The organism is Thioalkalivibrio sulfidiphilus, from assembly GCF_000377945.1.
In the GTDB taxonomy this organism is placed as follows: domain Bacteria; phylum Pseudomonadota; class Gammaproteobacteria; order Ectothiorhodospirales; family Ectothiorhodospiraceae; genus Thioalkalivibrio_A; species Thioalkalivibrio_A sulfidiphilus_A.
On record NZ_KB898952.1, the window covers coordinates 12,173 to 34,708 of the forward strand.

Annotated in this window: 15 protein-coding genes; 3 read left to right on the forward strand and 12 right to left on the reverse strand. The window is 67.8% G+C overall.

The annotated features are described in order from the left end of the window. Window positions 1-4 precede the first annotated feature (4 nt). Both cueR and D580_RS0112060 read left to right on the forward strand, forming a co-directional pair. Window positions 5-403: a Cu(I)-responsive transcriptional regulator gene (gene cueR / locus D580_RS0112055; RefSeq protein WP_018954637.1), complete on the forward strand. Its 399-nt coding sequence runs from the start codon at window positions 5-7 to the stop codon at window positions 401-403. 225 nt (window positions 404-628) lie between these two features. Continuing rightward, window positions 629-1,318, forward strand: coding sequence for an energy transducer TonB (locus tag D580_RS0112060; protein WP_026289948.1), 690 nt, complete (start codon window positions 629-631; stop codon window positions 1,316-1,318). Between the two features lie 117 nt (window positions 1,319-1,435). Here the strand turns inward: D580_RS0112060 and D580_RS0112065 are convergent, their stop codons facing one another. The 11 genes from D580_RS0112065 to D580_RS0112115 form a co-directional block, all read right to left on the reverse strand. Next, entirely contained in the window at window positions 1,436-3,115 is a 1,680-nt protein-coding gene (locus D580_RS0112065; protein WP_018954639.1) for a Na/Pi cotransporter family protein, read from the reverse strand. Window positions 3,116-3,281: 166 nt separating this feature from the next. Beyond that, complete coding sequence (locus tag D580_RS0112070; RefSeq protein WP_018954640.1) at window positions 3,282-4,469, reverse strand: methyl-accepting chemotaxis protein; 1,188 nt, start codon at window positions 4,467-4,469, stop codon at window positions 3,282-3,284. A 190-nt stretch (window positions 4,470-4,659) separates the two neighbouring features. Next, window positions 4,660-6,060: an MBL fold metallo-hydrolase RNA specificity domain-containing protein gene (locus D580_RS0112075; protein WP_018954641.1), complete on the reverse strand. Its 1,401-nt coding sequence runs from the start codon at window positions 6,058-6,060 to the stop codon at window positions 4,660-4,662. A 169-nt stretch (window positions 6,061-6,229) separates the two neighbouring features. Then, the gene (locus D580_RS0112080; RefSeq protein ID WP_018954642.1) at window positions 6,230-10,288 is read right to left on the reverse strand and encodes a translocation/assembly module TamB domain-containing protein; all 4,059 of its coding nucleotides are present in this window, start codon (window positions 10,286-10,288) and stop codon (window positions 6,230-6,232) included. After that, window positions 10,288-12,021 (reverse strand): autotransporter assembly complex protein TamA, encoded by a 1,734-nt coding sequence (locus tag D580_RS0112085; protein ID WP_018954643.1) that lies wholly within the window; start codon window positions 12,019-12,021, stop codon window positions 10,288-10,290. The genes D580_RS0112080 and D580_RS0112085 overlap by 1 nt, the downstream gene beginning before the upstream one ends. A gap of 165 nt (window positions 12,022-12,186) precedes the next feature. Continuing rightward, the gene (rimK, locus tag D580_RS0112090; RefSeq protein WP_018954644.1) at window positions 12,187-13,092 is read right to left on the reverse strand and encodes a 30S ribosomal protein S6--L-glutamate ligase; all 906 of its coding nucleotides are present in this window, start codon (window positions 13,090-13,092) and stop codon (window positions 12,187-12,189) included. Between the two features lie 147 nt (window positions 13,093-13,239). Next, window positions 13,240-14,538, reverse strand: coding sequence for a YncE family protein (locus D580_RS0112095; RefSeq protein WP_018954645.1), 1,299 nt, complete (start codon window positions 14,536-14,538; stop codon window positions 13,240-13,242). After that, complete coding sequence (locus D580_RS0112100) at window positions 14,535-16,004, reverse strand: CobW family GTP-binding protein (RefSeq protein ID WP_018954646.1); 1,470 nt, start codon at window positions 16,002-16,004, stop codon at window positions 14,535-14,537. Before D580_RS0112100 ends, D580_RS0112095 begins: the two co-directional genes overlap by 4 nt. 244 nt (window positions 16,005-16,248) lie before the next feature. Next, window positions 16,249-17,157 (reverse strand): sulfur oxidation c-type cytochrome SoxA, encoded by a 909-nt coding sequence (soxA, locus tag D580_RS0112105; protein WP_018954647.1) that lies wholly within the window; start codon window positions 17,155-17,157, stop codon window positions 16,249-16,251. Between the two features lie 32 nt (window positions 17,158-17,189). Next, the gene (gene soxX / locus D580_RS0112110) at window positions 17,190-17,729 is read right to left on the reverse strand and encodes a sulfur oxidation c-type cytochrome SoxX (RefSeq protein WP_018954648.1); all 540 of its coding nucleotides are present in this window, start codon (window positions 17,727-17,729) and stop codon (window positions 17,190-17,192) included. Between the two features lie 234 nt (window positions 17,730-17,963). Next, on the reverse strand, window positions 17,964-19,313 hold the full coding sequence (locus D580_RS0112115) for a sigma-54-dependent transcriptional regulator (RefSeq protein WP_081617279.1): 1,350 nt from the start codon (window positions 19,311-19,313) through the stop codon (window positions 17,964-17,966). A gap of 76 nt (window positions 19,314-19,389) precedes the next feature. On the opposite strand from D580_RS0112115, the gene D580_RS0112120 reads away from it, so the two are divergent. Next, window positions 19,390-20,352, forward strand: coding sequence for a substrate-binding domain-containing protein (locus D580_RS0112120; protein WP_026289949.1), 963 nt, complete (start codon window positions 19,390-19,392; stop codon window positions 20,350-20,352). Here the strand turns inward: D580_RS0112120 and D580_RS15520 are convergent. Continuing rightward, window positions 20,325-22,031 carry a sensor histidine kinase gene (locus D580_RS15520; protein WP_018954651.1) on the reverse strand — a complete coding sequence of 569 codons (1,707 nt, stop codon included), beginning with the start codon at window positions 22,029-22,031 and terminating at the stop codon, window positions 20,325-20,327. The genes D580_RS0112120 and D580_RS15520 overlap by 28 nt on opposite strands. Window positions 22,032-22,536: the final 505 nt, after the last annotated feature.

Sequence of the window (22,536 nt, forward strand, 5' to 3'; positions counted from 1 at the left end):
ATCCATGAACATCGGTGAAGCGGCCAGCGCATCCGGGGTGTCGGCGAAGATGATCCGCTACTACGAGCAGATCGGGCTGTTGCCCGAGGCGAGGCGCGGTGCCAACGGTTACCGGCACTACGCCGACACGGATGTGCACATGCTGCGCTTCATCCGCCGTGCCCGGGACCTGGGCTTCTCCCTGGAACAGGTGGAGCAGCTGGTGGCCCTGTGGCGGGACCAGCACCGGGCCAGCGCGGAGGTGAGGGCCATTGCCCAGGCACACCTGCGCGAACTGGAGGAGAAGATCGCTGACCTGGAATCCATGCGCCGCACCCTGCAGCACCTGATCCAAGAATGCCAGGGCGATCAGCGGGCATCCTGCCCGATCCTCGATGACCTGGCGGGGGCATCCGGCAGGTAGGTCAACGGCCTTTCTCTCACGGAGACACGGGGCCACGGGGAATGCACTTCACATAATCTTGTCTTCCCTCAGTGGCTCCGTGTCTCCGTGAGAGGACGGGACTTGGTCATTTGAGGATGAGTTGCCTGGCTTGGCGCTGTGTTGAGAGGGTCGTGCCAGGCACCCAAGGAACCTGCAACTTCGCCTGTTAGAATTACGGGTCGATCCGCTGCCTGCCCGACCCGCATGCGTCCCTTCCTGTTTGCTCTGCTGATCTCCGTCCTGGTGCATCTGTTGCTCCTGTGGGGCGACTGGGCATCTCCTGTGCTGCAGCGGGATGCCTATCGGGAGGCTTCGCGAACCCTCGATGTGGCACTGGCGCCCCGGGACGACGCGGAGGCTTCCCCAGAAGCAATTGATACTGCCGAACCCGAACCCGAACCCGAACCCGAACCTGAGCCCGAACCTGAGCCTGAGCCGGAACCTGCCGTAGCGCCGGAGCCACAACCGCAACCTGCGCCGGCAACACCGGCGGCGCCCGTTCCACGGGAATCGCCCCCCGACGATCAGCGCCAGCGCCCGAAGGCAGTGATGCCGCTGGTGGAACCTGCGACACCGCAGGACGCGCCGTCAGAGACGCTGGACGCCACCGTCATGGCCGATTACCAGGACCGACTGCGCGCGGCCATCGATCGTGAGAAGCGCTACCCCAGGCTGGCGGTTCGACAGCAACTGCAAGGCATCGCCCTGGTGGGCTTCAGGGTCCTGGGTGATGGCCGCATCGAAGCGATTCGTCTGATCGAATCCTCGGGGCACAACCTGCTGGACGAGGCGGCGCTCGCGGCGGTGCGTCAGGTGGGGCGTGCGGAAGCTCTGCCGGCGGGGGCGGGGCCGTTTCGGGATTTCGAGATCGCTTTGGAGTTCAAGCTCTTTTGAAGTACGAAGTGAGAATTGGGAAGTGGGAATTAAAGACCTTCACTTCGCACTTCCAAATTCTCACTTCGTACTTGATCCCTACTTCCCAATTCTCGCTTCGTACTTCAGTTCCCCCTATTACGGTGGCGGGGCCGTCGCGGGTTCCTGATCCGGCTTCGTCTGCCCCACCTGTGATTCCAGGTGATCCCCGTAGCGCCGTGCCTTGTCCGCCTGGGTCACCAGCCGTCGGGCCATGCTGATGATGCGCAGCTGGCGTTCCATCTCGGGGATGGGGATGTTGCCTGAGGTGCCTTCCCGCAGCAGGGCCTGCTTGAGCCGGGCGTATTCGCTTTCGACCTGGGCCACGGCCTCGGCGGCATCGCCACGTTGCGGGTCGTCCGGCTCAAGGCGCGCAAGGTCCAGGGCGCGCACGGCGAGGTTCTGCCACTGGCGGCGCTGTTCAGTGATCGCGGGAAGGTCGTGACGTTCCCGGAGCCTGCGCAGGGCGGCGATGTCGTGGGCTAGCGTCGCCACGTCCCGGTGATAGCGGGCCACGCGCAGCGCCTCGGTGACGCCATCGGCGATCTTTTCCGGCAGGTGCCCCCGGGACACCTTGGCCGCGAAATCGCCGATGGCCGTCAGCAGGCGTTCCACCACCGATCGCTGGGCCTCCAGGGCGTCCGCGCTGGAAGGTTGGTCGGACAGGGCATCACGGGCCATGCGATAGCTCATGTCGCCCAGGCGATCGATCTCGAGGATCAGGGCCTGCAGACCGAGGTCCGGTACCCCGGCACTGCTGTCGTCCAGATAGCGGGGGCGTGCAGCATCTTCCTCGGCAGAGCGGAACCGACCCTGCAGCCAGCGGATCATGGGCGGCGCGACGGGGATCATCAGGGCCACGCCCAGCAGGTTGAAGCCGGTGTGGAACAGGGCCAGCAGCATGGCGGGCGCGGGGGCCTCGCCGGTGCTGCCCCAGACCCAGGCGATGAAGGCCAGGAACCAGGGCAGGATGAGCAGTGCCACGAGGGCGGTAAGGCCGTTGAAGATCACGTGGGCGGCGGCCACGCGCTTGGCATTGGCGGTGGCGCCGATCACCACCAGCATGGCCTTGACCGTGGTGCCCAGGTTCGCGCCGATCACCGCGGCGGCGGAGGCCTCCAGGGGCACGGCGCCGCTCATGGCGGCGGTGAGCGCCATGGCCATGGAGGCGGAGGAGCTCTGCATCAGTACCGTGAGCAGGGCACCGATACCCACCATGATGATGAGACCGAGGAAACCGGGGCGGGCCAGTGCGCCCAGGTCCACGGCGGCGCTCAGGCCCATGAAGGCGTTCTTCAGCACGTCGATGCCCAGGAACAGCAGGCCGAAGCCGGCCAGTGCCATGCCCAGGTGTTTGATGCGCGTGCTGCGGGCGAACAGGTAGATCAGGGCGCCGATGCCAATGGCGGGTAGAGAGAAGGCCTCGATGCGGATGTTGAAGCCGAGCAGGGCCACCAGCCAGCCGGTCATGGTGGTGCCCACGTTGGAGCCGAAGATGACCCACACCGCCTGGCCCAGGGTGAGCAGGCCGGCGTTGGCGAAACCGATGGTGGCCACGGTCACGGCACTGGAGGACTGCACCAGGGCGGTGACCCCCATGCCCGAGGCCAGCGCCCGGGTGCGGGTGCGGGTCCAGGTGCCGAGGATGTGCTGCAGGGCCTTGCCGCCGGCCAGCTTCAGGCCGTCGGTCATGAGCGTCATGCCGAGCAGGAACAGGCCCAGGCCGCCGAGGAATCCGGCGACCAGGGTGTAGACGGCGATGTCGGGGGTCTCGGTCATGGGCACGAAGGCGGCGCGCGCGAGTATCGCGCGCAATCACCTTCAGTGTAACGCGGAAGGAAGTACGAAGTGGGAATTGGGAAGTGCGAAGTGAAGGCCTTTCAATGCCTACTTCCCAATTCCCACTTCCAACTTCATTCGCACTTCCCAATTCCCACTTCGAACTTCAATGGAGTTTGAACCGCCCCACGATCTCCCGGAGCTGGCCGGCCACCTCATTGAGTTCGCCAGTGGATTCCTGGGCCTGGTGCATGGACTGCACGCCGCGCTCGGCGGCGTCGTTGATCTGGATGATGTTGCGGTTGATGTCCTCGGCCACGGCGGTCTGCTGTTCAGCGGCGGTGGCGATCTGGATGTTCATCTGCTCAATGGACTTGATGGCGCCGGCGATCTCGCCCAGGGCCATGGCGGATTCCTCCACCTTCTCCTCGCTCTCGGCGGCCTTGGCATTGGCCTGGCCCATGACGTCCACGGCGGCCTTCACCTGGTCGTTGAGGCGGGAGAGCATGTCCTGGATCTCCCGGGCGGAGTCCTGGGTGCGCCGGGCCAGGTTGCGCACCTCGTCGGCCACCACGGCAAAGCCGCGGCCCTGTTCGCCGGCGCGGGCCGCCTCGATGGCGGCGTTCAGCGCCAGCAGGTTGGTCTGTTCGCTGATGCCCTGGATCACGTCCAGCACCGAGCGGATGCGGTCGTTCTCCGCGCGCACCTTGTCGATGACCCCCACGGCCCGCTGGATGCCGGCGTTGAGGTTGCCGATGGCCCCCAGGGCCTCGGTGGCGGTCAGCGCGCCGTTCTGGGCCTCGCCGGCGGCGGTGGAGGCCGCCTCGGCGGCGCCCTGGGTGTTGGCGGCCACCTCGCGCACCGTGGCCGCCATTTGGTTCATGGCCGTGGCGACCAGGGTGGTGGCGTCACGCTGATGGCCCTGATCGCGGCCGGTCTCGCCGATGATGCTCACCAACCGGTTGGCGGAGCCGGCCAGCTGCTCGCTGTTGGCGCTGATCAGGCGGATCATGCCGCGCAGGTTTTCGGCCATGCGGTTGAAGCTGTCGATCAGCTCGCCGATCAGGTCATGGCTCTGCATGGTGCAGTTCAGGGAGATGTCGTTCTCGCTGATGGCGTGGGTCACCTCAGCGATGCGCCGCAGGCGCGCCAGGAGGATCACCCGGACCAGCAGGTAGTTGACCCCGCCCATGACCAGACCGGCCGCGATGCAGGACGCGACGAACAGTCCGTACATGCCCGGCTTCCACTCCACGAACAGGCCCGCGAAGAACGGGAACAGCAAGCCCATGGCCAGGCCGAAGCCGAGAAAAGCCAGGAGCAGGTTGCGCAGGATGCTGGGTTTGCGAAACATGGGCGGACGCCCCTCCTAAAGGTGCTGATTATTGGTGTTTTGCGTTCTTTTCTTTGGTTATCGGCTTGTGTGGCCGATTCTTAAGGTGGGGATGATTCAGAATTCAAAATTCAAAATTCAAGATTCAAAGGGAACCCCGTCATCTTTGAATTTTGAATCTTGAATCTTGAATCTTGAATCTTGAATTGCCCTAAATCTCCACGCTGTCCCCGTGCCCGGGGATGCTGGCCTCGATGCCGTGCTGCCGTTTCAGGGCCTCGGCCAGGGCCTGCTGTGCCTCGGGCTCGCCGTGCACCAGGTGGAAGACGGGCCGGTCCCGGAAGGCGCTGGCCCAGTCCAGCAACTGGGCCTGGCCGGCATGGGCGGAGAAGCCGCCCAGGGTGTGGATCCTGGCCTTCACCGCCACCTCGGAGCCCAGCAGCTTCACCTTCTCCGCGCCATCCACCAGCCGCCGCCCAAGGGTGCCCGCAGCCTGAAAGCCCACGATGATGACATGGGCGTCCTGGCGCCAGAGGTTGTATTTCAGGTGATGGCGGATGCGTCCGCCGTTGCACATGCCGGAGCCGGCAATGATGATGGCGCCGCCGTGGATGCGGTTGATGGCCATGGAGTCCTCCACGCTGCGGGAGAACTGCAGCGGTGGCAGGGCCTCGGAAAATTCGCCGTTTCCGTTCTGCTCCAGTCTCTCAAGGTCCTTGGGGTCCAGGGCCTTGCGCCGGCGGGCGTAGAGTTCGGTGACTTCGATGGCCATGGGGCTGTCCAGGAACACCCTCTGGTGTTTCAGGCGCCCGGCCTGGTAGAGCATGCTCAGGTGGTAGAGCACCTCCTGGGTGCGTCCCACCGCGAAGGCGGGGATCAGTACGTTGCCGCCGTCGGCATGGGCCTGTTCCAGGATCCCGGCCAGTTCCTCGATGGTGTCTTCCATGGGCCGGTGGTTGCGATTCCCGTAGGTGCTCTCCATGAGCACCCGATCGGCGTGTTCCAGCCGCGACGGATCGTGCATCAGCACCGAGTCCGGATTGCCCAGGTCGCCGGAGAACACCAGGCGCCGTTCGCGCCCGCCGGATGGCACGGTCAGCTCCACGATGGCGGAACCCAGGATGTGGCCGGCGTCGTGGTACATGAGGCCGACGCCGCCCTTGATCTGCTCCAGGCGCCTGTAGGGGATCGCCTCGCAGAGGTCCAGGGCCCGTTCCACGTCCTCGTCTTCGTAGATGGGGTCCAGCAGGCGCTTGTCGGCGCGCCGGCGCCACTTGTTCTCCCACTCGATGTCCTTGCCCATGACCACGGCGGCGTCCCGCCACATGATCTTCAGCAGGTCCAGGGTGCCGGGGGTGCAGTAGATGGGACCCCGGTAGCCGTCGCGCACCAGCTTGGGCACCAGGCCCGAGTGGTCCAGGTGGCCGTGGGAGAGGATGACTGCGTCGACCCGGCGGGCCAGCTTCACTAGGGAGGCCTGGTTGGCACGGTCAGCCTGTGCGCCGCCCTGGTGCAGTCCGCATTCCAGCAGCAGGGTGGCCCTGTCGGTCTCGATGAGATAGCGCGAACCGGTGACTTCGCCGACGGCGCCGAGAAAGGTGAGTTTAGCCATGGGTGCAGTCTAGCGTTTTTCGTTGTTGATGGCTTCGAGGTGGGGCGTGGATGCAAGATCTGAAAGAACGTTTGTTCTCACGGAGACACGGAGCCACGGGGAAGGTTTTTTAACGTAAATCGATTTCCCTGTGGCTCCGTGTCTCCGTGAGAGGACGGGGTTGATAGCCTCAGCGTTCCCGACGGTAGATCAGGTCCATGCTCTGGGCCTCGCCGCTGGTGGTGGTCTCCAGGCTCAGGCTGCGGGTGAGGGTGTAGCGCAGCATGAGGCTGGAGGCCCGCTCGAAGAGGCCCACGCTGTAGCGCACGTACAGCCGGGCGGTGAGGTACTTGCCCATCATCAGGGCGCTCTGGTCCAGGTCGCCCTCGGCGTCCACGGTGAATTCGTCCAGGCCCACGGCCTGGCCGATCTGCTGGGTCATCATGCCGCCCTGTTCCAGGCCGAAACTGGTGATGGCGGCGGCGAGCACGTTGGCATCCGACTCCGAGGCCCCGGACAGGGGGCGGCCGGTGAGCAGGAAGGACATGGCCTCGCTGTCCTCCATGGCCGGGGTGGAGAATACCCGCGAGCGCGGGTCCTGCAGGGTGCCGCCGATGGCGAGGCCCGCGGTGACGTCGTGGGCGGGCACCCGGCGCACGGCGCGGATGTCCAGGCCCGGATTGTCCGCCGGCCCCTGGAACACCAGCACGCCCCGCTCCACGATCAGGTTCTGGCCATAGGCCCGGTAGCGCCCGTCCAGGATACGGATCTCGCCTTCCACCCGGGTGGGCCGGGCGGGGCTGTCCTCCACGTCCAGCTGCCCTTCCAGGCGGGCGCTCAGGCCGAAGCCGCTCAGGCTCACCTGCTCACCCAGGGTGACGCTGACCCGGCTGTGGATCTCCAGGGGCGGCTCGGCGGGCGCGTCCGCATCCACGATCACCTCGTCCCGACTCACGGAGACCGCCTGCTCGGGCAGCTCGCGCAGTTCGATGCTGGCCTCGGGGACCGCCAGGCTCCCGGTGAGGTGGATCTCCCTGCCGGCCAGGGCCATGGCCAGATCCGGGGAGATGAACACCTGCGCTTCCGGCAGGCGCAGGGCCTGGAAGCGCTCACCGGCCAGGGTCAGGTTGGCCCAGGGTTCACCGGTCTCGGCGAGCCCCAGCTCACCGCCGAGCCGCAGTTCACCGGGGCCGGAGCGCACCCGTCCGTCGAGTCGCAGCCGGTCCAGTCCGTCGGCGGCGGCCTGAAGGCTCAGGTCCGTGAGTTCCAGCCCGGCGTCGGGGATGAGCATTCGGCCCTCGCTCAGGCTCACGCGGCCGCGGAACTCGGGGTCGGCCAGGGTGCCCGCCAGGGCCAGGTCTGCCTGCAGCCGGCCCCGGGGGTCGCGCACCTGGGGGGCGAAGATCTCCAGCCAGCGCAGTTCGGTCAGATCCGCCCGGGCCTGCCCGTCGAGCCGGTGGGTGTTGCCCTCGGGGATGGCCACGAGCCGGGCGCTGGCCTGGCCCGCATCCAGGAAAGCGAGGGTGGTGCGGGCCTCCAGCCGGCCGTCGTTCAGGCTGGCCGACAGGTTCAGGTCCCGGAACGGGATGGTCTCGCGATCGCCGTCCGGGAGCAGGACATGCATGAGGGTCTGTGGGGCGCCGGCCTGCAGTTCCACCGAGAGGCTGTCCAGGAGCGCCAGCCGGGCGCTGGCTTCGATCCGGCCCTCCAGTTCCAGGTTCTCGGGCAGCACGTCGGCGAGCCAGGCCAGGGACAGGTCGTCCAGGTCGAGCCGGGCCTGGAGGCCGGTTGCCGGTGTGCGTTCCCCCTCGAGACACAGGCGGGCGGCCTCCTGGGTCAGGCACAGGGGCGCGAGTCGGGCGCGCTCGGCATCGGCCTCAAGCGCGGGACGGCCGTCCAGGGTCCAGGTGCCCAGGCGGGTCTCGCTCAGGTTGAGCCGGGTGATCCTTCCCGCCCAGCCGGGGGCCTCGGTGAGGCGTCCGCGCAGGCCCAGGCCCAGGTCCCCCTCGCGGGTGCGCGCGCTCAGATTCAGCTCGTGGGACTCGGCGTGGCCCCGGCCGCTCAGCAGCAGGTTCTCCACCAGGGTGTCGTCGTCAAGCGAGATGTCGTTGATCACCAGGTTGAGGACCAGGGGTCGTTGCGGCTCGAGTCCGCCCCGGGCCTCCAGGGCCAGGCGCTCCAGTGACCAGGTCTCGAAGCCCAGTTCCGCCCCTTCCAGCGTCAGGTTCAGATCCGGTCGCTGCCAGTGGCCTGCCAGCCGGCCTTGCCCCGTCAGCCGACCGCGCAGCCCGGGCCACAGGGCCGATAGCTCCGGGGCGTCCAGGCGGTAGTGCAGGTCGGCGGCGTCCAGGGCCGCCTCGCCGCGCAGCTCCAGGCGGTTGGCGCCCAGGCGCGCCTCCAGGCCCGGGGTGGTGAGCCGCCGGCCCTCGCTCAGCCGGGCGCTGCCCCGGGCGGACACCGGGTAGTCCCGCAGGCGCCCGTCCAGCCGCTCCAGCTCAAGACTGGCGGCCGCGCCGGTCTCCGCGTCCAGGCGACCCTCGGTGGCGGCGCGCAGGTTGAGTCGGCCGGCCAGCCGGGGCTCGATCAGGCCGGGGTCCAGGTCGTCTCCCGTGATGCGCAGGTTCCAGCGCAACTCCGGGGCCCAATGGGCCTCGCCGGTGACCGACAGGCGCGCGGCATCGACTTCCAGGTGCAGGCCGGGGGTGCTGAGCCCGTGGCCCTGAAGCGCTGCCTCGCCCCGGCCGCTGACGCGGTGGCCGGCCAGCTGGCCCTGCAGGCGGGTCAGGCGCACCTCGCCGTGCACGGCGAGATCCGCCTCCAGGCGGCCGGCGGTGCTCAGGTCCAGGTCCAGCCGACCGGGCCAGTCCTCGAGCCAGGGACCCGGGTCCAGGTCGCGGGCGGCGAGGCGCAGGTCCCAGTGGGGCTGCGGTGCCCAGCCGCCGATGCCCTCCAGGGTGAGGCGCCCGCCATCCACGCTCAGGGTGAGGCCGGGGGTGCTGAGTTCGGTGTCCCTCAATCGGGCCTCGCCGGTCAGGCGCAGGCTCTCGCCGCGCAGCACGCCGGACAGATCCAGGTCCTGCAGGTCGAGGCTCAGCAGGCCATCCGCATCCAGTGCGCCGGACACCCGGGTGTCGAGATCCAGGCGCCCGGGCAGTTCGGGGCTGGCCAGGGCCGGGTCCAGATCCCGGCCGCTGACCGTCATGTCCCAGGCGGGCAGGGGCAGCCAGCGGGCGCTGCCGGCGATGCCCAGGCGACCCGCCTCACCGCTGATCGCCAGGGACAGTTCGGCCAGGTGCTCCGCATCGCCCCGGCCGGTGAGTTCGATGCGCTGGGCGGGATAGTCCAGGGGGGTGACGGTGGTGTGCAGTTCCAGGCGATGGTCGTCCAGGTTGCCGGCGCTCAAAAGACGGCCGGCCTCCACGGCGATGGGCCCCTGCTCCGGGATCTGCCAGGTGAAGGCCTCCCAGCGGTGCTGCAGGTCCCAGGCGGGGGTGTCCAGGAGGGTCCGAAACTCGCCCTCGCCGCTCAGGCGCAGGGGGGCCTCGATGCCGTGACTCAGGGTCAGGCGCTCCAGGTCCCCCTCGATGCGGACCCGGCCATGGGCCTCTTCGGCATCGAGTCCGAGCGCCGCCGGCTCGGGCAGGCGCACCCGCCAAGCCAGGTCGGCCTGCATCGGGTAGGGCAGGGCGAGACCGGCGCTGGCGCTCAGGTCGAGATCGAAGTCGGCGGCGTCCACGGTCAGGGTGCGGATGCGCGCCGCGTCCCGGTCCGCGCTGGCGGCCAGACGGATCTCGTGGATCACCAGGGGCTCGGCGTCGCCGAAGCTGAGGCGCAGGTCCGTGAAGCGGGCCGGTGACAGGTCGATGGCCAGGGGCAGGCGGATGGCCTCGGGGATCTGGAAAGGTTCGGCGGGCGCGGGGTCCGGGTCGGGGCGGGTCTGCAGGTCCAGGCCATGCAGTTCCAGGCGGGTGATGGCGAGCCGGGCGACAAACAGGGCGTTGGCGTTGACCCGCAGATCCAGGCGCTCAAGGCTCGCGCTCGCGGAGGCATCCTCGAAACGGATACCCTGCAGGGTCACGCCGCGCAGCAGGGTGCCCTCCACCTGCTCGATACGCAATTCGCCGGGGGCCAGCGCCGACCCCTGCTGGATGACCCAGCGGGTGCCGGGCTCGGTGCCCAGCAGCACCGTGAGCAGGGTGGCCAGCATGATGAAGGCGACCAGGGCGCCGAACAGGACGCGGCGGAGCATTACAGGTCCGCCCCCATGGTCAGGTGCAGGCGGAAGTTCTCGTCGCCGTCCACGGGGTGGGCGATGTCCACCCGGATGGGGCCGATGGGCGAGCGCCAGCGAATCCCTAAGCCCACGCCGGTCTTGGGATCGAAGTCATCGATGCGGTCATAGGCGTTGCCGCTGTCCACGAAGGCGGCCGCGCTCCATTTGCCGAACAGGGGGATCTCGTATTCCACGCTGCCGGTGAGCAGGTGGCGGCCACCGATGACCTCGCCGTCGGCGTTGGTGGGGCCCAGGCGCTGGTAGCCGTAGCCGCGCACGCTGTTGTCGCCGCCGGCGAAGAAGCGCACCGAGGAGGGCAGTTCCGTGACCAGGTCCGCCTGGGTGGCGCCGCCCTCGCCGCGGGTGATGAGCCGGCCGGGGCCGAAGGGGGTGATGAGCTTCGCCCGGCCATGGACTTGGGCAAAGCTCACCGAGGAGCCCAGGTCCTCATGGGCGCCGCGCACGCCGCCGTACAGGCGCCAGCCCCGTCGCGGGAACACCGGATGATCGGCGCGCACCCGGGAGAAGGACAGGCCCGGCATCAGCAGGTCGCTGCGGTCGGTGATGCCGGCCACGGTGTAGTCCTCGCGCTCGTAGACCAGGGAGCGGGTCTCCAGCCAGCCGGAGTCATGCTGGCGGGTATGGCTCACGCCCAGACCGTAGAGATCGGAGCGCACCGTGTCGGTGTCCTCGGTCTGGTAACGCGCCATGAGGTTGAGGCGCTCACGGGCCGGTTCCTGCAGGGGGATCTCGTAGTTGAAGCCCACCCCGGAGCGCACCGGAGAGAACTCCATATCGGCGTTGTAGCGGTGCCCGGATCGGTTGGCATAGCGGTGCTCGTAGCCGAGACGCAGGCGCGGGCCGATGTCCGTGGAGGCGCCGATACCGGCGAGATACGCGTGGCGCGGGCGGGGCGTAAGCTCCACCCGGATGGGCACGGCACCGTCGGCACGGGCCTCGGTCTCGGTGCGCACGCGAACGTCGCTGAAGTAGTTCCCGTCCACCAGGGCCTGCTGCAGGTCGATGAGGCGAACGCTGTCGTAGGGCTCTCCTTCCTCGAAGGGCAGGAACTTGTCCACGAACTCGGGCTTGAGGATGTCCTGCTCGATGGTGATGATGCCGAAGCGGTAGCGGACGCCGCTGTCCATGTGAATCACCGCGTCGGCCACGCCTTCCCCGGCGTGCACGCGCAGTTCACGGGTGATGATGCGGTTGTCCAGGTAGCCCCGGTCGGCGGCCAGGCGGGTCAGGCTGTTGCGCAGCTGTTCGTAGCGGTCGTGGCGCAACACGTCGCCGGGTTTCATGGGCGCGTCGGCCAGCAGTGTCCGGAAGGCGGGATCGTCTCCGGCCTCGCCGTCCAGGGTGACCTCCACCGCGCGCACGCGCACCGGCTCTCCCGGTTGGACGCGGACCTCCAGGGTCCAGCAGTCCTCGGTGCGGCGGAAGTCCATCTCAAGCTCCGGGCGATAGTAGCCCAGGGCACGCAGGGCCTCGCGGCTCTCATCGTTCGCCCGGCGCAGCAGCGGGCGCTCCCGCCACGCGGGCAGCTCGCAATCCTCGCGGGCGATGCTCAGGTGAACGCGGATATTGTCCTCGAGCTCAGACCCGACGCCGGTGATGTTGAGGCGTGGCGACTGTGCCTGGGCCGTGCCGAGCGGCAGGCACGCCAGCAGCATGACCGCCGCGGCAAGGCGGCGCACGGTGCGCATCTGGTGGACAAGATAAAGGGCAAGCGACACTTGGTCTGTATCCAGGGGTGGTCAGGGACTTAGTCAAAGAGTAACAGTTCGCCACTATTTGTCCCCCCCAGGTATCAGGGGTTCAGATCATCCTTGCCACTTGCCACTTGCCACTTGCCACTTGCCACTTGCCACTTACCCCTTCCCCCGGGTCTGGGTGCGGTGGGGCCGGGCGTTCTGTTCGATGAAGCTCACGATGCGCCCGGCCACGTCCACGCCGGAGGCGGTCTCGATGCCTTCCAGTCCCGGTGAGGCATTGACCTCGATGACCACCGGGCCATGGCTGGAGCGCAGGATGTCCACGCCGCAGACGTTCAACCCGATCACCTTGGCGGCCTTGACCGCCGTGGCGCGCTCCTGGGGGGTGAGCTTCACCGGCTCGGCGCTGCCGCCCCGGTGCAGGTTGGAGCGGAACTCCCCTTCCTTGGCGCGCCGCTGCATGGCGGCCACCACCTTGCCGCCGATCACGAAGCAGCGCAGGTCGGTGCCGCCCGCCTCCTTGACGAACTCCTGTACCAGGATGTTCTGGCGCAGTCCCATGAAGGCCTGGATGACGCTCTCCGCCGCCTTGCGGGTCTCGGCCAGCACCACACCCACGCCCTGGGTGCCTTCCAGGAGTTTCACCACCAGGGGCGCGCCCTGTACCTCGGCCAGCAGGTCGTCGATGTCGTCCGGGGAATGGGCGAATCCGGTCACCGGCAGGCCCACGCCCTTACGCGAGAGCAGCTGGAGGCTGCGCAGCTTGTCCCGGGCGCGGGAGATGGCCACCGACTCGTTCACCGGGAACACGCCCATCATCTCGAACTGGCGCAGCACCGCCGTGCCGTAGAAGGTGATGGACGCACCGATGCGCGGGATCACCGCGTCGAAGCCGGTCAGTTCCTTGCCCTTGTAGTGGATGGTGGGCTTGGCCGAGGTGATGTTCATGTAACAGCGCAGCGGGTCGAGCACCTGCACCTCGTGGTCATTGGCGCGGGCGGCCTCCATGAGACGGCGGGTGGAATAGAGCTTGGCGTCGCGGGAGAGGATGGCGATTTTCATGGATGGAAAGTCCCAGGGACAGGATCGGCGCAAAGCTTGGGGCTTCCACGGGGTGAGCGCAACTCTTGACCTTTTTTGATCTGCGCGGAACCAGCAGGGCGGCCTTTCGGCCGCCCTGTGGAGATCAAGGATGATGGTGGGGAACGGTCAGCCGAGGTGTGGATTCACCACCCGCTCGAAGACGTTGTAGTAACGGTTCACCAACTGGCCCTGGGCCTGGCCCGAGGGCGCCGTGGCGATGCGCCGCGTGATGCGCTGACCGGGGAGGTCCACCACCAGCACCTCGTCGGCGCGACGGTTGGAGACGAAGGCCTTGCGGGAGTCGGCGCTGAAGGTGGCGTGGCCCATGTGTCCGCCGGTGCCGGCATTCAGGGTGTTGACGATGCGCATCTCGCGCAGGTCCAGGATCGGCAGGCGGGTGTCGCCGTACTGGGTGAGCAGGGCATAACGGCCGTCAGGCGAGACGTAGGCATGGCCTGCCCCGTTGGCCGTGGAGATCACATGCTTCTCGATGCGCCGGTTCGCGCGGTCGATCACCGTGACACTGGTGCCTTCGAAGGGCGAGCCGCCCCGGTTGCAGACCAGGAACTTCGCGCCGTCGTTGCTGAACGAGCCATGGTGGCCCTCCACCCGGGCCGGGTTTTCCGCTTCACCGTGACTGCATGGCATGCGGATCACCTGGGCACGGGCGCCGGCGGCGGGTCGACGCATGTCGAAGACATGGATTTCGCAGCGGCTCTCCGCCCCCTTGGGTTCGCCGAATTCCACGGTGACCCACATCTCCCGTCCGTACCAGTCGAAGTAGTGGGGGTTGCCGGTGACGTTCAAAGGTGTGACCCGGTAGCCGTCACCGGTGTCGATCACGAACACCCGGTTGTCGGCATAGCTGCCGATGGCAAACAGCCGGCCGTCCGGACTGAAGGAGCCGTGCATGCTGAAATCGCCGGTGTGAGCGGTATTCTCCACTGGCAGTTCGGCCGTGTGGGCCACCCGGTTGTCGGCGGTGTTGATGAAGGCCACCCGGAAGGCCCGACCATCCAGGCCGGAGTGGTTGACCGCCACCAGCCGCCCGTCCGGGGTCACCACCGGATGCTTGGGCCGGTTGCCGGTCTCGACGTTGGTGATGTGGCGCAGGGAGCGGGCGTCGATCACGCTCACGGCGCGCTGGTCGGCGGCGTTGTTGGCCACGAAGAGCTTGTCGCCGCTCGGCGTCAGCGATCCCAGGGTGCCGCCGCGACCGCCGGTCTCGATGGTCGCGGAGACCGCTTCTCTTGCCTCGTCGATGGCCACTACACGGCCATCGCCGCGGCAGGCAAAGGTGATGCCGCCGTGGCCGGCCGCGCCCGCGCGGCTGCCGATCAGGATCTGGGGGCCCAGGGTCAGGGCGACGGCGCCGAAGCCTGCCGCCCTGAGGAACCTGCGCCTGGATAGGCTGGTGTCGCTCATGGGTACTCCTCCTCTGTCGCAATGGATGGTTCCCGGACGATCGCCCGAGAACCCGTGGTGGTGGGGTGGGCCAGGGTGTCCAGGCAATGCAGCAGTGTCTGGACCCGCGTCGCATCCATGCCCCGCATGGAGACCGTCGCTCTGGGGATGGCCCAGTGCTCGCACAGGGCGATGACGGGGTGTTCGGCCAGTTGCGTGAGCAGCAGGTCCACGACCGCCGCGGGTATACCCAGGGTGACCACGGTCGCCTGCGGGCCTGTGGCCAGTTCCCGGGCGAGTGCCATCAGGTGCCGGTAGCGGTAATCCTCAACCCCCATCACCCTGTTCAGGCCATGGGGGCGCAGATGGGCCAGAGACGGGCACGGGAATCCGGCATCACGCAGAAAGATGATCCGCCGTTCCCTGTTCAGCCGGGTGATGACCGCCTCGGCGGCCGCGATCTCGGAGACGGCCTTGCCTTCGATGAAGGCGGCACCCTCGCGCGCGTCACCGCCCCCCTCGGGCAACATCTCGGCATCGCCGGCCGGGGCTCGGTCCGGCGGGAGGCAGGATGGCGGCTCCAGATCCACGAGCGGCGCCTGTTCGCCCATGGCCACGAGGAAGGCTTCCCGTTCATCGTCAACGGGGTGCAACGTCCATTGTCCGAAGGCGTAATTGACGGCCACAGGCCTGGGGCTCTCGGCCAGCTCGCAGATGCCCTTGACGCGGAATACCTCCGCCGGCAGCTTGCCGAGGAATTCCAGCAGGTCCCGGCGTCTCCAGAACCCTGCGGGTTTGAAACAGCGTTGGCCCAGCTTGCGTCCCGAGCCCGGGACATCGGCCTTGCGCGCCGCTGGGAGCTGGTTCGAAAGCAGGTGCAGGAAGCCTTCATCCACCTGCCCCTCACGGCCCAGGAACACGGGCACACCACTGCGCACATGATTCTCCAGCCAGGTACGGGCGGCGCGCAGGATCTCGGGTTCGACGTCATCGCCGCGGCTCATGACCACGATCTGGCTTGCGCGCAGTTGCTCATGGAACACCGGGTCGCGGGCGTTGTGGTCCAGGTGTCGGGGCTCCACCAGCCCGACGATGCCCTCCAGGGCATAAGCTCCGGTCTCCAGCGCCTCCAGGACCGGGCGGGGGTCCGCGATCCCCGAGCCTTCGATGATCAGCACCCCCGGATCCTGGGTGGCGCGGATGGCCGCCAGGGCCTCGATCAGCCGGCCGCCGGCACTGCAGCACAGGCAGCCCCCCGCCACCTCCCGCACCGGCAATCCGAGACTGTCCAGGTAGCGGGCGTCGAAGCCCACCTCTCCGAAATCGTTGACCAGCAGCATCGGCTGGCGGTCCCTGAGCAGGGGCAGCAGGGTGTTGAGGATGAACGAGGTCTTGCCGCTGCCCAGAAAGCCAGTCACCAGAATGGCAGGCGTGGGCGGCCGGTCCAGGGGCCTCAGGATGCGGGGCGTGGTGTTGTACTCGGCCATGGAACCTCCGTTGTCTGCAGGGTTCTGCGTGCAGGATGTGTTCCGGCCACGGCAATCGGTGAATCAAGGGCTTGGCGCAGGCATAGGGGCAAAATGCCCCAGGATGCCTCATTGGGCATGGGGTGAAATGCCCCAGTGCCCGCATGCGGGCACTGGGTGTTGTGAAAAAAAGCGGGGCGGGATCGTTCGATCCCGCCCCGAGCAGACCCTCGCTGGCGGAGGGGGTTGGTTGAGGGGTCTGGCTTCAGTCCCGGGCGCTGGGCACGGCCACCGGATAGTCATTGGACAGGGCGGTGAGGAACACCTCGATGTCCACGTAGGGCTGCGCGCCGGGTTTGAGCGGCTGGGTGCCGCCATTGCGGTTGCACTCGGTGAAGCGCACGTGCAGGGACTGCAGCTCGTCCTTGGTCCGGTAGGTGGGCCAATGGGCCACGTCGCCGTAGTGGGTGGTGAGCGCCTGGCCGCGCAGCCGCTCGCCCACCAGGGTCACATGGCAGGTGCCGCAGGCCATGTTCATGCGGCCGGTGCGCAGGTGGAAACGCTCCTGGCCGCGCTCGAAGGCGGCCTTGAGCTCTCCCTGGGTCACGTCGATGCGAATGGGCATGCCGTTGCTGTGACTGGCCACGTACACGGACAGTGCGCTGTTGTCATAGCTGCCATGGGCGAGGGTCGCGCCCTGCTGCGCGGCGCAGTGCTCGATCATCATCTCCAGGTTCACCACCTTGCCCAGTTCGGTATTGAAGTGGGGGTAGTGGTTGGCACGCAGGCCCTTGAGGTTGCCGTCCGAGGCGCCGAGACACCGGGCAAAGCGGTTGTCAGACCCGTTGAGTTCGGCGAACAGCTCCGCGCCCCGGTCCAGGGCCAGGTGGCCGCCGTGCAGCGAATCGTCGAAGGGCGGGTCCATGAACTTCCAGTTGGTGGTCCACTGCAGCGCCTCCGAGGCCACCCGTTCCGGATCGAGTGCGGCGCGATCCTTCCAGTGGGGGTAGGTCTTGGTGTGGTCCTGAGAGACGTGGGGGTTGCTGCTGTAGCCGCCCTCGGGTTTGGGCGCGTACTGGCGGTAGGGCTGGTCGGCCAGGGCGCTGCCGCACAGGGCAACGGCGAGCCCGGAACCGAGGATCAGGGTGGTGAGACGGGTGATGCGGGATCTCATGTGGGGACTCCTTATGATGTGGCGGCGGTCTGTCAGCGCAGGGTATTGATGAATGCCATGACGTCGCGGATCTCCTGCTCGGTCAGGTTGTTCAGAGCCCCGAAAGGTGGCATCACGGTCTCGGGGAACAGCACCCGGGGATCGTGGATCATCTGATAGACGTAGCTCTCGGGCATGCCCTTGGCCCCGTAGCCGGCGAGGCTGGGTCCGGCGCTGCCGGTCTGGTTGGCGCCGGGAATGGTGTGGCAGGCCACACAGTTGCCCTGACGCACGTTGGTGGCGATCTCACGGCCCCGCTCGGCGTTGCCGTTGAGGGGGCCCTGGAAGGTCACGGCGGTGGGCTGGGGAATGCCGCGCTTGTCCTCGTAGCTCAGGGTGATCCACTGGGTCAGATCACGCCCATGGGCCCGCCACTCGATCTCGCCACTGTTCTGTTTCGGATAGGGCCAGGCGGTCTTCACCTCGAACGAGGGATTGACCAGGACATCGGCGGGCAGGCCTGGGTCCGCGCTGAGCATCGGGGGCGCGGTGAGGATGGACGCCGCGAGGGCGCACAGCAGGGTCTTGCGCATGGGATCTCCTCCGGGAGTGCTGTGGTTGTTGTTCGAATCTTCACGTCGTGACGAGCGACGCTGACGTGACGTAATGCACTGGCCGTGCCAGCGGGTCCGGACGACGCTGTGGCGGCGTTTTTCGCGGAGGAGGGAGGCCCTGACGGCTGGGATGAGGGCCCGGGATGGGGTGTGATGCCCGATCGGGTCACGGTGCCGCTGGGGCATTTTGCCCCACTGCCAGGAGCCGGCGGATTACTGCCAGGCGCTCAGCTTGCGCAGCAGGGTCTTGTAGTCGATGCCCAGGGTACGGGCCGCCTGGGCCTTGTTGCCGTCGGCGGCCTTGAGCACGCTGAGGATGTAGTGACGTTCCACCTCGGCCAGGGTGCCGCCGGTGCTGGGGGCCGCGTGCGCCGTGTCGCCCAGCCAGCCCTGGCCCCCCAGGTTGTGGGGGAAGACCTCCAGGGGCAGGGTGGCGCTGTCCGCGTCGCAGAGGATCACCGCCTGCTCGATGACGTTTTCCAGTTCGCGCACATTGCCTGGCCAGCCATGGCCCATGAGCGCGCCCACCACCTCCGGGGCGAGGCGCCGCACCCGTGCGCCATGGGCCCGGGCGTAGTGCTGCAGGAAGTGTTCGGCAAGCTCCGGGATGTCCTCGGCACGTTCGCGCAGCGGCGGCAGGTGCACGTGCAGGACGTTCAGGCGATGGTAGAGGTCGCGCCGGAAGGTCCCCTGTTCCACGCATCCCTCCAGGGGCTGGTTGCTGGCCGCCAGCAGACGGAAGCTGACCTTGCGTTCCCGGGTGTCGCCCACGGGTCGCACCGAACGTTCCTGGAGCACGCGCAACAGCTTGGCCTGCAGCCCCGGGGACATGGCGTTGACCTCATCCAGGAACAGCGCCCCGCCCGAGGCCTCCACCAGCAGGCCGGGATAGTCCCGGGCCGCGCCGGTGAAGGCGCCGCGCCGGTAGCCGAACAGTTCCGCCTCGGCCAGTTCCTCGGGGATGGCCGCCATGTTCAGGGCCACGAACGGACCGCGCCCGCCGTGGATGGCCCGCGCCACCAGTTCCTTGCCCGTGCCCGACTCCCCCTCGATGAGCACGTTGGCCTCGGTGTTGCGCACCTTGAGCACCCAGGCGCGCAGGCGCTGCATGAGCGCGCCCTGCCCGCGCAGCGCACCCAGGTACGGGTCGGCGGCCTCGGCCCGGCGCGCCGCCTCGGCGGCCCGGGCGCGCAGCCCGTGGTCACGGGTCAGCTTGGCCAGCATCAGCTCCACCGTCTCCGGGCGGAAGGGTTTGGCCAGGAAGTCGAAGGCGCCGGTCTTCACCGCCTCCACGGCGTTCTCCAGGCTCGCGTAGGCGCTGACCACGACCACCGGCAGGTCCGGGTCCACCGCCTTGACCCGGCGGATTACCTCGAAGCCGTCCATGGCGGGCATCATCAGGTCGGTGAGGATCAGGTCGGGCGGTTGGTCGCTCAGCGCGGCGTCGAGTTCGTTGGGGTCCAGGCTGATGCGAACACGGAAGTCCCCGGCCGCCTCGATGACCTGGCCGAGCATGCGCGCCACGTCCGGTTCATCCTCGATGATCAATACCTGGGTTGCCATGGGTGACAAGATACTCGCTGGGGCATCGGAGTTGAAAACCATTTTACCCGCGTCCCATTCCTTGTATCTTCAGGCCATGCAGCGCAGAGACTTTCTCAAGACCTTCGGGGCCCTGTTGGGGCTGGGTGTCGGCGGCTATGCCTTGGGTGCCAGCCTGCGTCCCGGCGCGCCCGACTGGCGTGCGGCCCTGGACAGCGGCGGCTGCGTGACGCCGGGCACGGATCTGTCCGCCCTGCGCCGTGTCGCGGCCCAGCGGGCCTCCGGGGCACTGGCCTACCAGGGTACCCATATCCTGACCTACGGCGCCTTCCGCGAGCTGTCCACCCACTACTCCCGGGACACGGGTGCCGAGTTCATCGTCCACGGCGGCGGCTGCGACGACGGTATCGCAGCCCTTCGTCTGCGCAGTGCCGATCTGGGCGGGCTGTGCTGTCCGGTGGAGGGTTCCCGCGCAGAAGGCATGCGTTGGCTGTCCGTGGCAAAGGACATGAAGGTGGTGATCACCCACCCCTCGGTGGACATCCCGGACGTCTCCCTCGACGCCCTGCGCGATCTGGCCCGGGGCCGGGTGAGCCGATGGGGTGAGCTGGGCGGCGAGGACCGGGCCATCGCGCTGATCTACCGCGAGCACTGTCCCGATCTGTTCGAGCCGGTGCGTGACATCCTGCTGGCGAATCGTCCGGACTGGTCGCCGCGGGGCATCAGCGTGGACACGGATCAGCAACTGGTGGATCTGGTGGCCCGTTTCCCCGGTGCGGTGTGCGTGGTGAGCTGGGTGTTCGCCGAGCCGCTGGTGGCGCAAGGTCGCGTCCGGCTCCTGTCCGTGGACGGGGTGAGTCCGACGCTGGAGGAGGCGGCGGCCGGCCGCTATCCGCTCATGGGTCCGCTGAACGTGGTCCTCGGTGAATGGCGCGCCGAGGTGATGGAACCCTTCTTCGATTACCTGTACGGCCCCCGGGGTCGCGAGGTCGTGGGCCGGCTGCTGGTACCCGTGAGCGCCGAGGAAGCGGGCTATCGCGCCGCAGCCCGCTCGATCTGATCCACACCGGCACCGCCGACGCCTGGCAGCCACACCCGAACCCGGCCACCTTCACCTGCAGGGATCTCCACCTCGCCGCCGTGGGCGCGGGCGATGGTCAGGCAACTGGCCAGCCCCAGTCCCGTGCCGCCATGCTTGGTGGTGAAGAAGGGTTCGAATAGGTGGCTGCGTGCCTCCGGCGTGAAGCCCGGCCCGCGGTCCTGCAGCTCCAGCCAGACCTTGTCCTGTGCTGTCCCCAGGGTCAGGGTGATGGTCTCGCCGGGCGCGGCCTGGGCGGCGTTGTCGAGCAGGTTGTCCAGCATCTGTTCCAGCAGAAAGGGATCGGCGCTCACCGTCAGCGCCTCCTCAGGTTGGTGGCAGTCGAGGCGCGTGCCGTCCTCGCGGCGGCGCTGCCAGCGTTGCGCGATCTCCCGGCAGGCTCGGCGCAGGTCCAGGACCTGTAGCCTGGGTTTGACGGGCCGGCCGTATTCCAGCAGGTTCTCCACCGTGCGCATGCAGCGCTCGCAGTGATGCTCGATCAGGTCCAGGTACTCGTTGGACTCGGGGGCGGCGCGTCGCTTGAGCATGGCGGCGGCGCTATGGATGACGCTTAGGGGGTTGTTGATGTCGTGGGCCACCCGGGCGGCGACCCGCCCGATGGCCGAGAGCTGTTCTTCATGGCGCAGGCGGCGTTCCATGTCACGCAGGCGGGACAGGCCTTCCACCATGCGATTGAAGTCGCGCACCAGCAGGCCCAGTTCGCCTCGCCCGGCCGAGCTCGGCAGGCGTCGCGTGAAGTCGCCGCTGCCCACGGCGGTGATGGCCGTGGACAGGGCCATCACCGGACGCATCTGCCAGCGCAGCACCAGGGCCAGGACCGCCGCCAGCAGCACGGCGGAGACGGCCAGGATCACGGCCAGCAGGCGCTTGACCTCCCGCAGGGCGTGGGCCACGGAGTCGGGCACGATCACGTCCAGCGCAGGCAGGGCGTCGCCGCCCGAGCCGGGCAGTGTCAGGCGCAGGTGTCCTTCCGCAACCGCCCCGGGAAGCGCGGTGCGGATCTGTGCGGGGTAGGTCTGCTCCAGTCCCCGCAGCAGTTGTTCCAGGGGCTCGGCGATCACCAGCCAGGCGAGCAGGTTCGAGTTGTGTTCCAGGGGGGCCTGTGCGATCAGCCAGAGGGTGTCCCCCACCCGGCGCAGCTCGGTCTCCGCTGGCCGCAGCCCACCCGCCGGATCGCTGGGACGCAGGATTCCGGCCTGGTCTTCCCGGGTCGAGACGATGGCAGCGCCCTCGGCTGACCACAGGGCGATGGCCTCGGTCTGGAAGGCGCGGGACATGCGCGTGATGGCCGCATGGGGGTGGTCGCGTTCTCCTTCCAGGTACAGATGGTAGTAGGTACTGGCGTTGAGGTCCGCATCGTTGACCAGCAGGGCGGCCAGGTTGCCCAACCGGGTACGCTCGCGCTCGATGCCCTGGCGCACCTGCGCGGCGATGCGTTCCACGCGCTCCTGATGCAGGGCCTCGAACTGGCGGCTGACCTGGTGATCGATGCCCACGAACAGGGCGACGCTGATCAGGGTGGTGCTCAACAGTACGCCCAGGATCATGCGAAACAACAGGGAGTGCACCCAGGGGACCGGTGCACGGCGTTCGCCGCTGTGATGAATGGGGGACAGGGACTCCGAAGCAAGCGTGTTCATGACGAGGCGTCCGGCTTGAATGTCTCCAGCCAAGGTATGCCTTGATACGCCGCCGGGGCAAGGGTGAAGTGATAAGTGGCTTTACACAGCTAGTGGCTAGGGAAAAGGCAATCCTCTCACGGAGCCACGGAGACACGGAGACACGGAGAAAACGTTTGATTTCAAAACCCCGTGTCTCCGTGGCTCCGTGAGAGGATTGCTTCTATGGGGATGGGTGTAAGGAAAGTATTCCCGACAGTTGCATAAATCCGGCACGGTTTTACAAGAAAACGGCTTATATACGGTACGACCTGCCTGTTGCACGGCTGTTGCTGGACCTCACCAAATGTGAAGTCCAGAAAACGGCCTAAATCGGTGCGAGAAGATGGCTTGCACGCATAAAAAAACGGTCTCGAAGTTGGTAGAATTGGTGGCACCACACCGTCCAACAAAACCAACGGAGACCGTCTGGATGAAGTGTAGCAGAGCCGCCGTTCATCGCAAGACCCATCGCATTCCCGATATC

Bases quoted from the DNA above. Each gene is read 5' to 3' on its own strand.
- D580_RS0112100 (WP_018954646.1), bottom strand. From the start codon at position 16,004: ATGGCCGAGTACAACACCACGCCCCGCATCCTGAGGCCCCTGGACCGG.
- D580_RS0112070 (WP_018954640.1), bottom strand. From the start codon at position 4,469: ATGTTTCGCAAACCCAGCATCCTGCGCAACCTGCTCCTGGCTTTTCTC.
- D580_RS0112095 (WP_018954645.1), bottom strand. From the start codon at position 14,538: ATGAGCGACACCAGCCTATCCAGGCGCAGGTTCCTCAGGGCGGCAGGC.
- D580_RS15520 (WP_018954651.1), bottom strand. From the start codon at position 22,031: ATGAACACGCTTGCTTCGGAGTCCCTGTCCCCCATTCATCACAGCGGC.
- D580_RS0112080 (WP_018954642.1), bottom strand. From the start codon at position 10,288: ATGCTCCGCCGCGTCCTGTTCGGCGCCCTGGTCGCCTTCATCATGCTG.
- rimK (WP_018954644.1), bottom strand. From the start codon at position 13,092: ATGAAAATCGCCATCCTCTCCCGCGACGCCAAGCTCTATTCCACCCGC.
- soxA (WP_018954647.1), bottom strand. From the start codon at position 17,157: ATGAGATCCCGCATCACCCGTCTCACCACCCTGATCCTCGGTTCCGGG.
- soxX (WP_018954648.1), bottom strand. From the start codon at position 17,729: ATGCGCAAGACCCTGCTGTGCGCCCTCGCGGCGTCCATCCTCACCGCG.
- D580_RS0112075 (WP_018954641.1), bottom strand. From the start codon at position 6,060: ATGGCTAAACTCACCTTTCTCGGCGCCGTCGGCGAAGTCACCGGTTCG.
- cueR (WP_018954637.1), top strand. From the start codon at position 5: ATGAACATCGGTGAAGCGGCCAGCGCATCCGGGGTGTCGGCGAAGATG.
- D580_RS0112115 (WP_081617279.1), bottom strand. From the start codon at position 19,313: ATGGCAACCCAGGTATTGATCATCGAGGATGAACCGGACGTGGCGCGC.
- D580_RS0112060 (WP_026289948.1), top strand. From the start codon at position 629: ATGCGTCCCTTCCTGTTTGCTCTGCTGATCTCCGTCCTGGTGCATCTG.
- D580_RS0112120 (WP_026289949.1), top strand. From the start codon at position 19,390: ATGCAGCGCAGAGACTTTCTCAAGACCTTCGGGGCCCTGTTGGGGCTG.
- D580_RS0112085 (WP_018954643.1), bottom strand. From the start codon at position 12,021: ATGCGCACCGTGCGCCGCCTTGCCGCGGCGGTCATGCTGCTGGCGTGC.
- D580_RS0112065 (WP_018954639.1), bottom strand. From the start codon at position 3,115: ATGACCGAGACCCCCGACATCGCCGTCTACACCCTGGTCGCCGGATTC.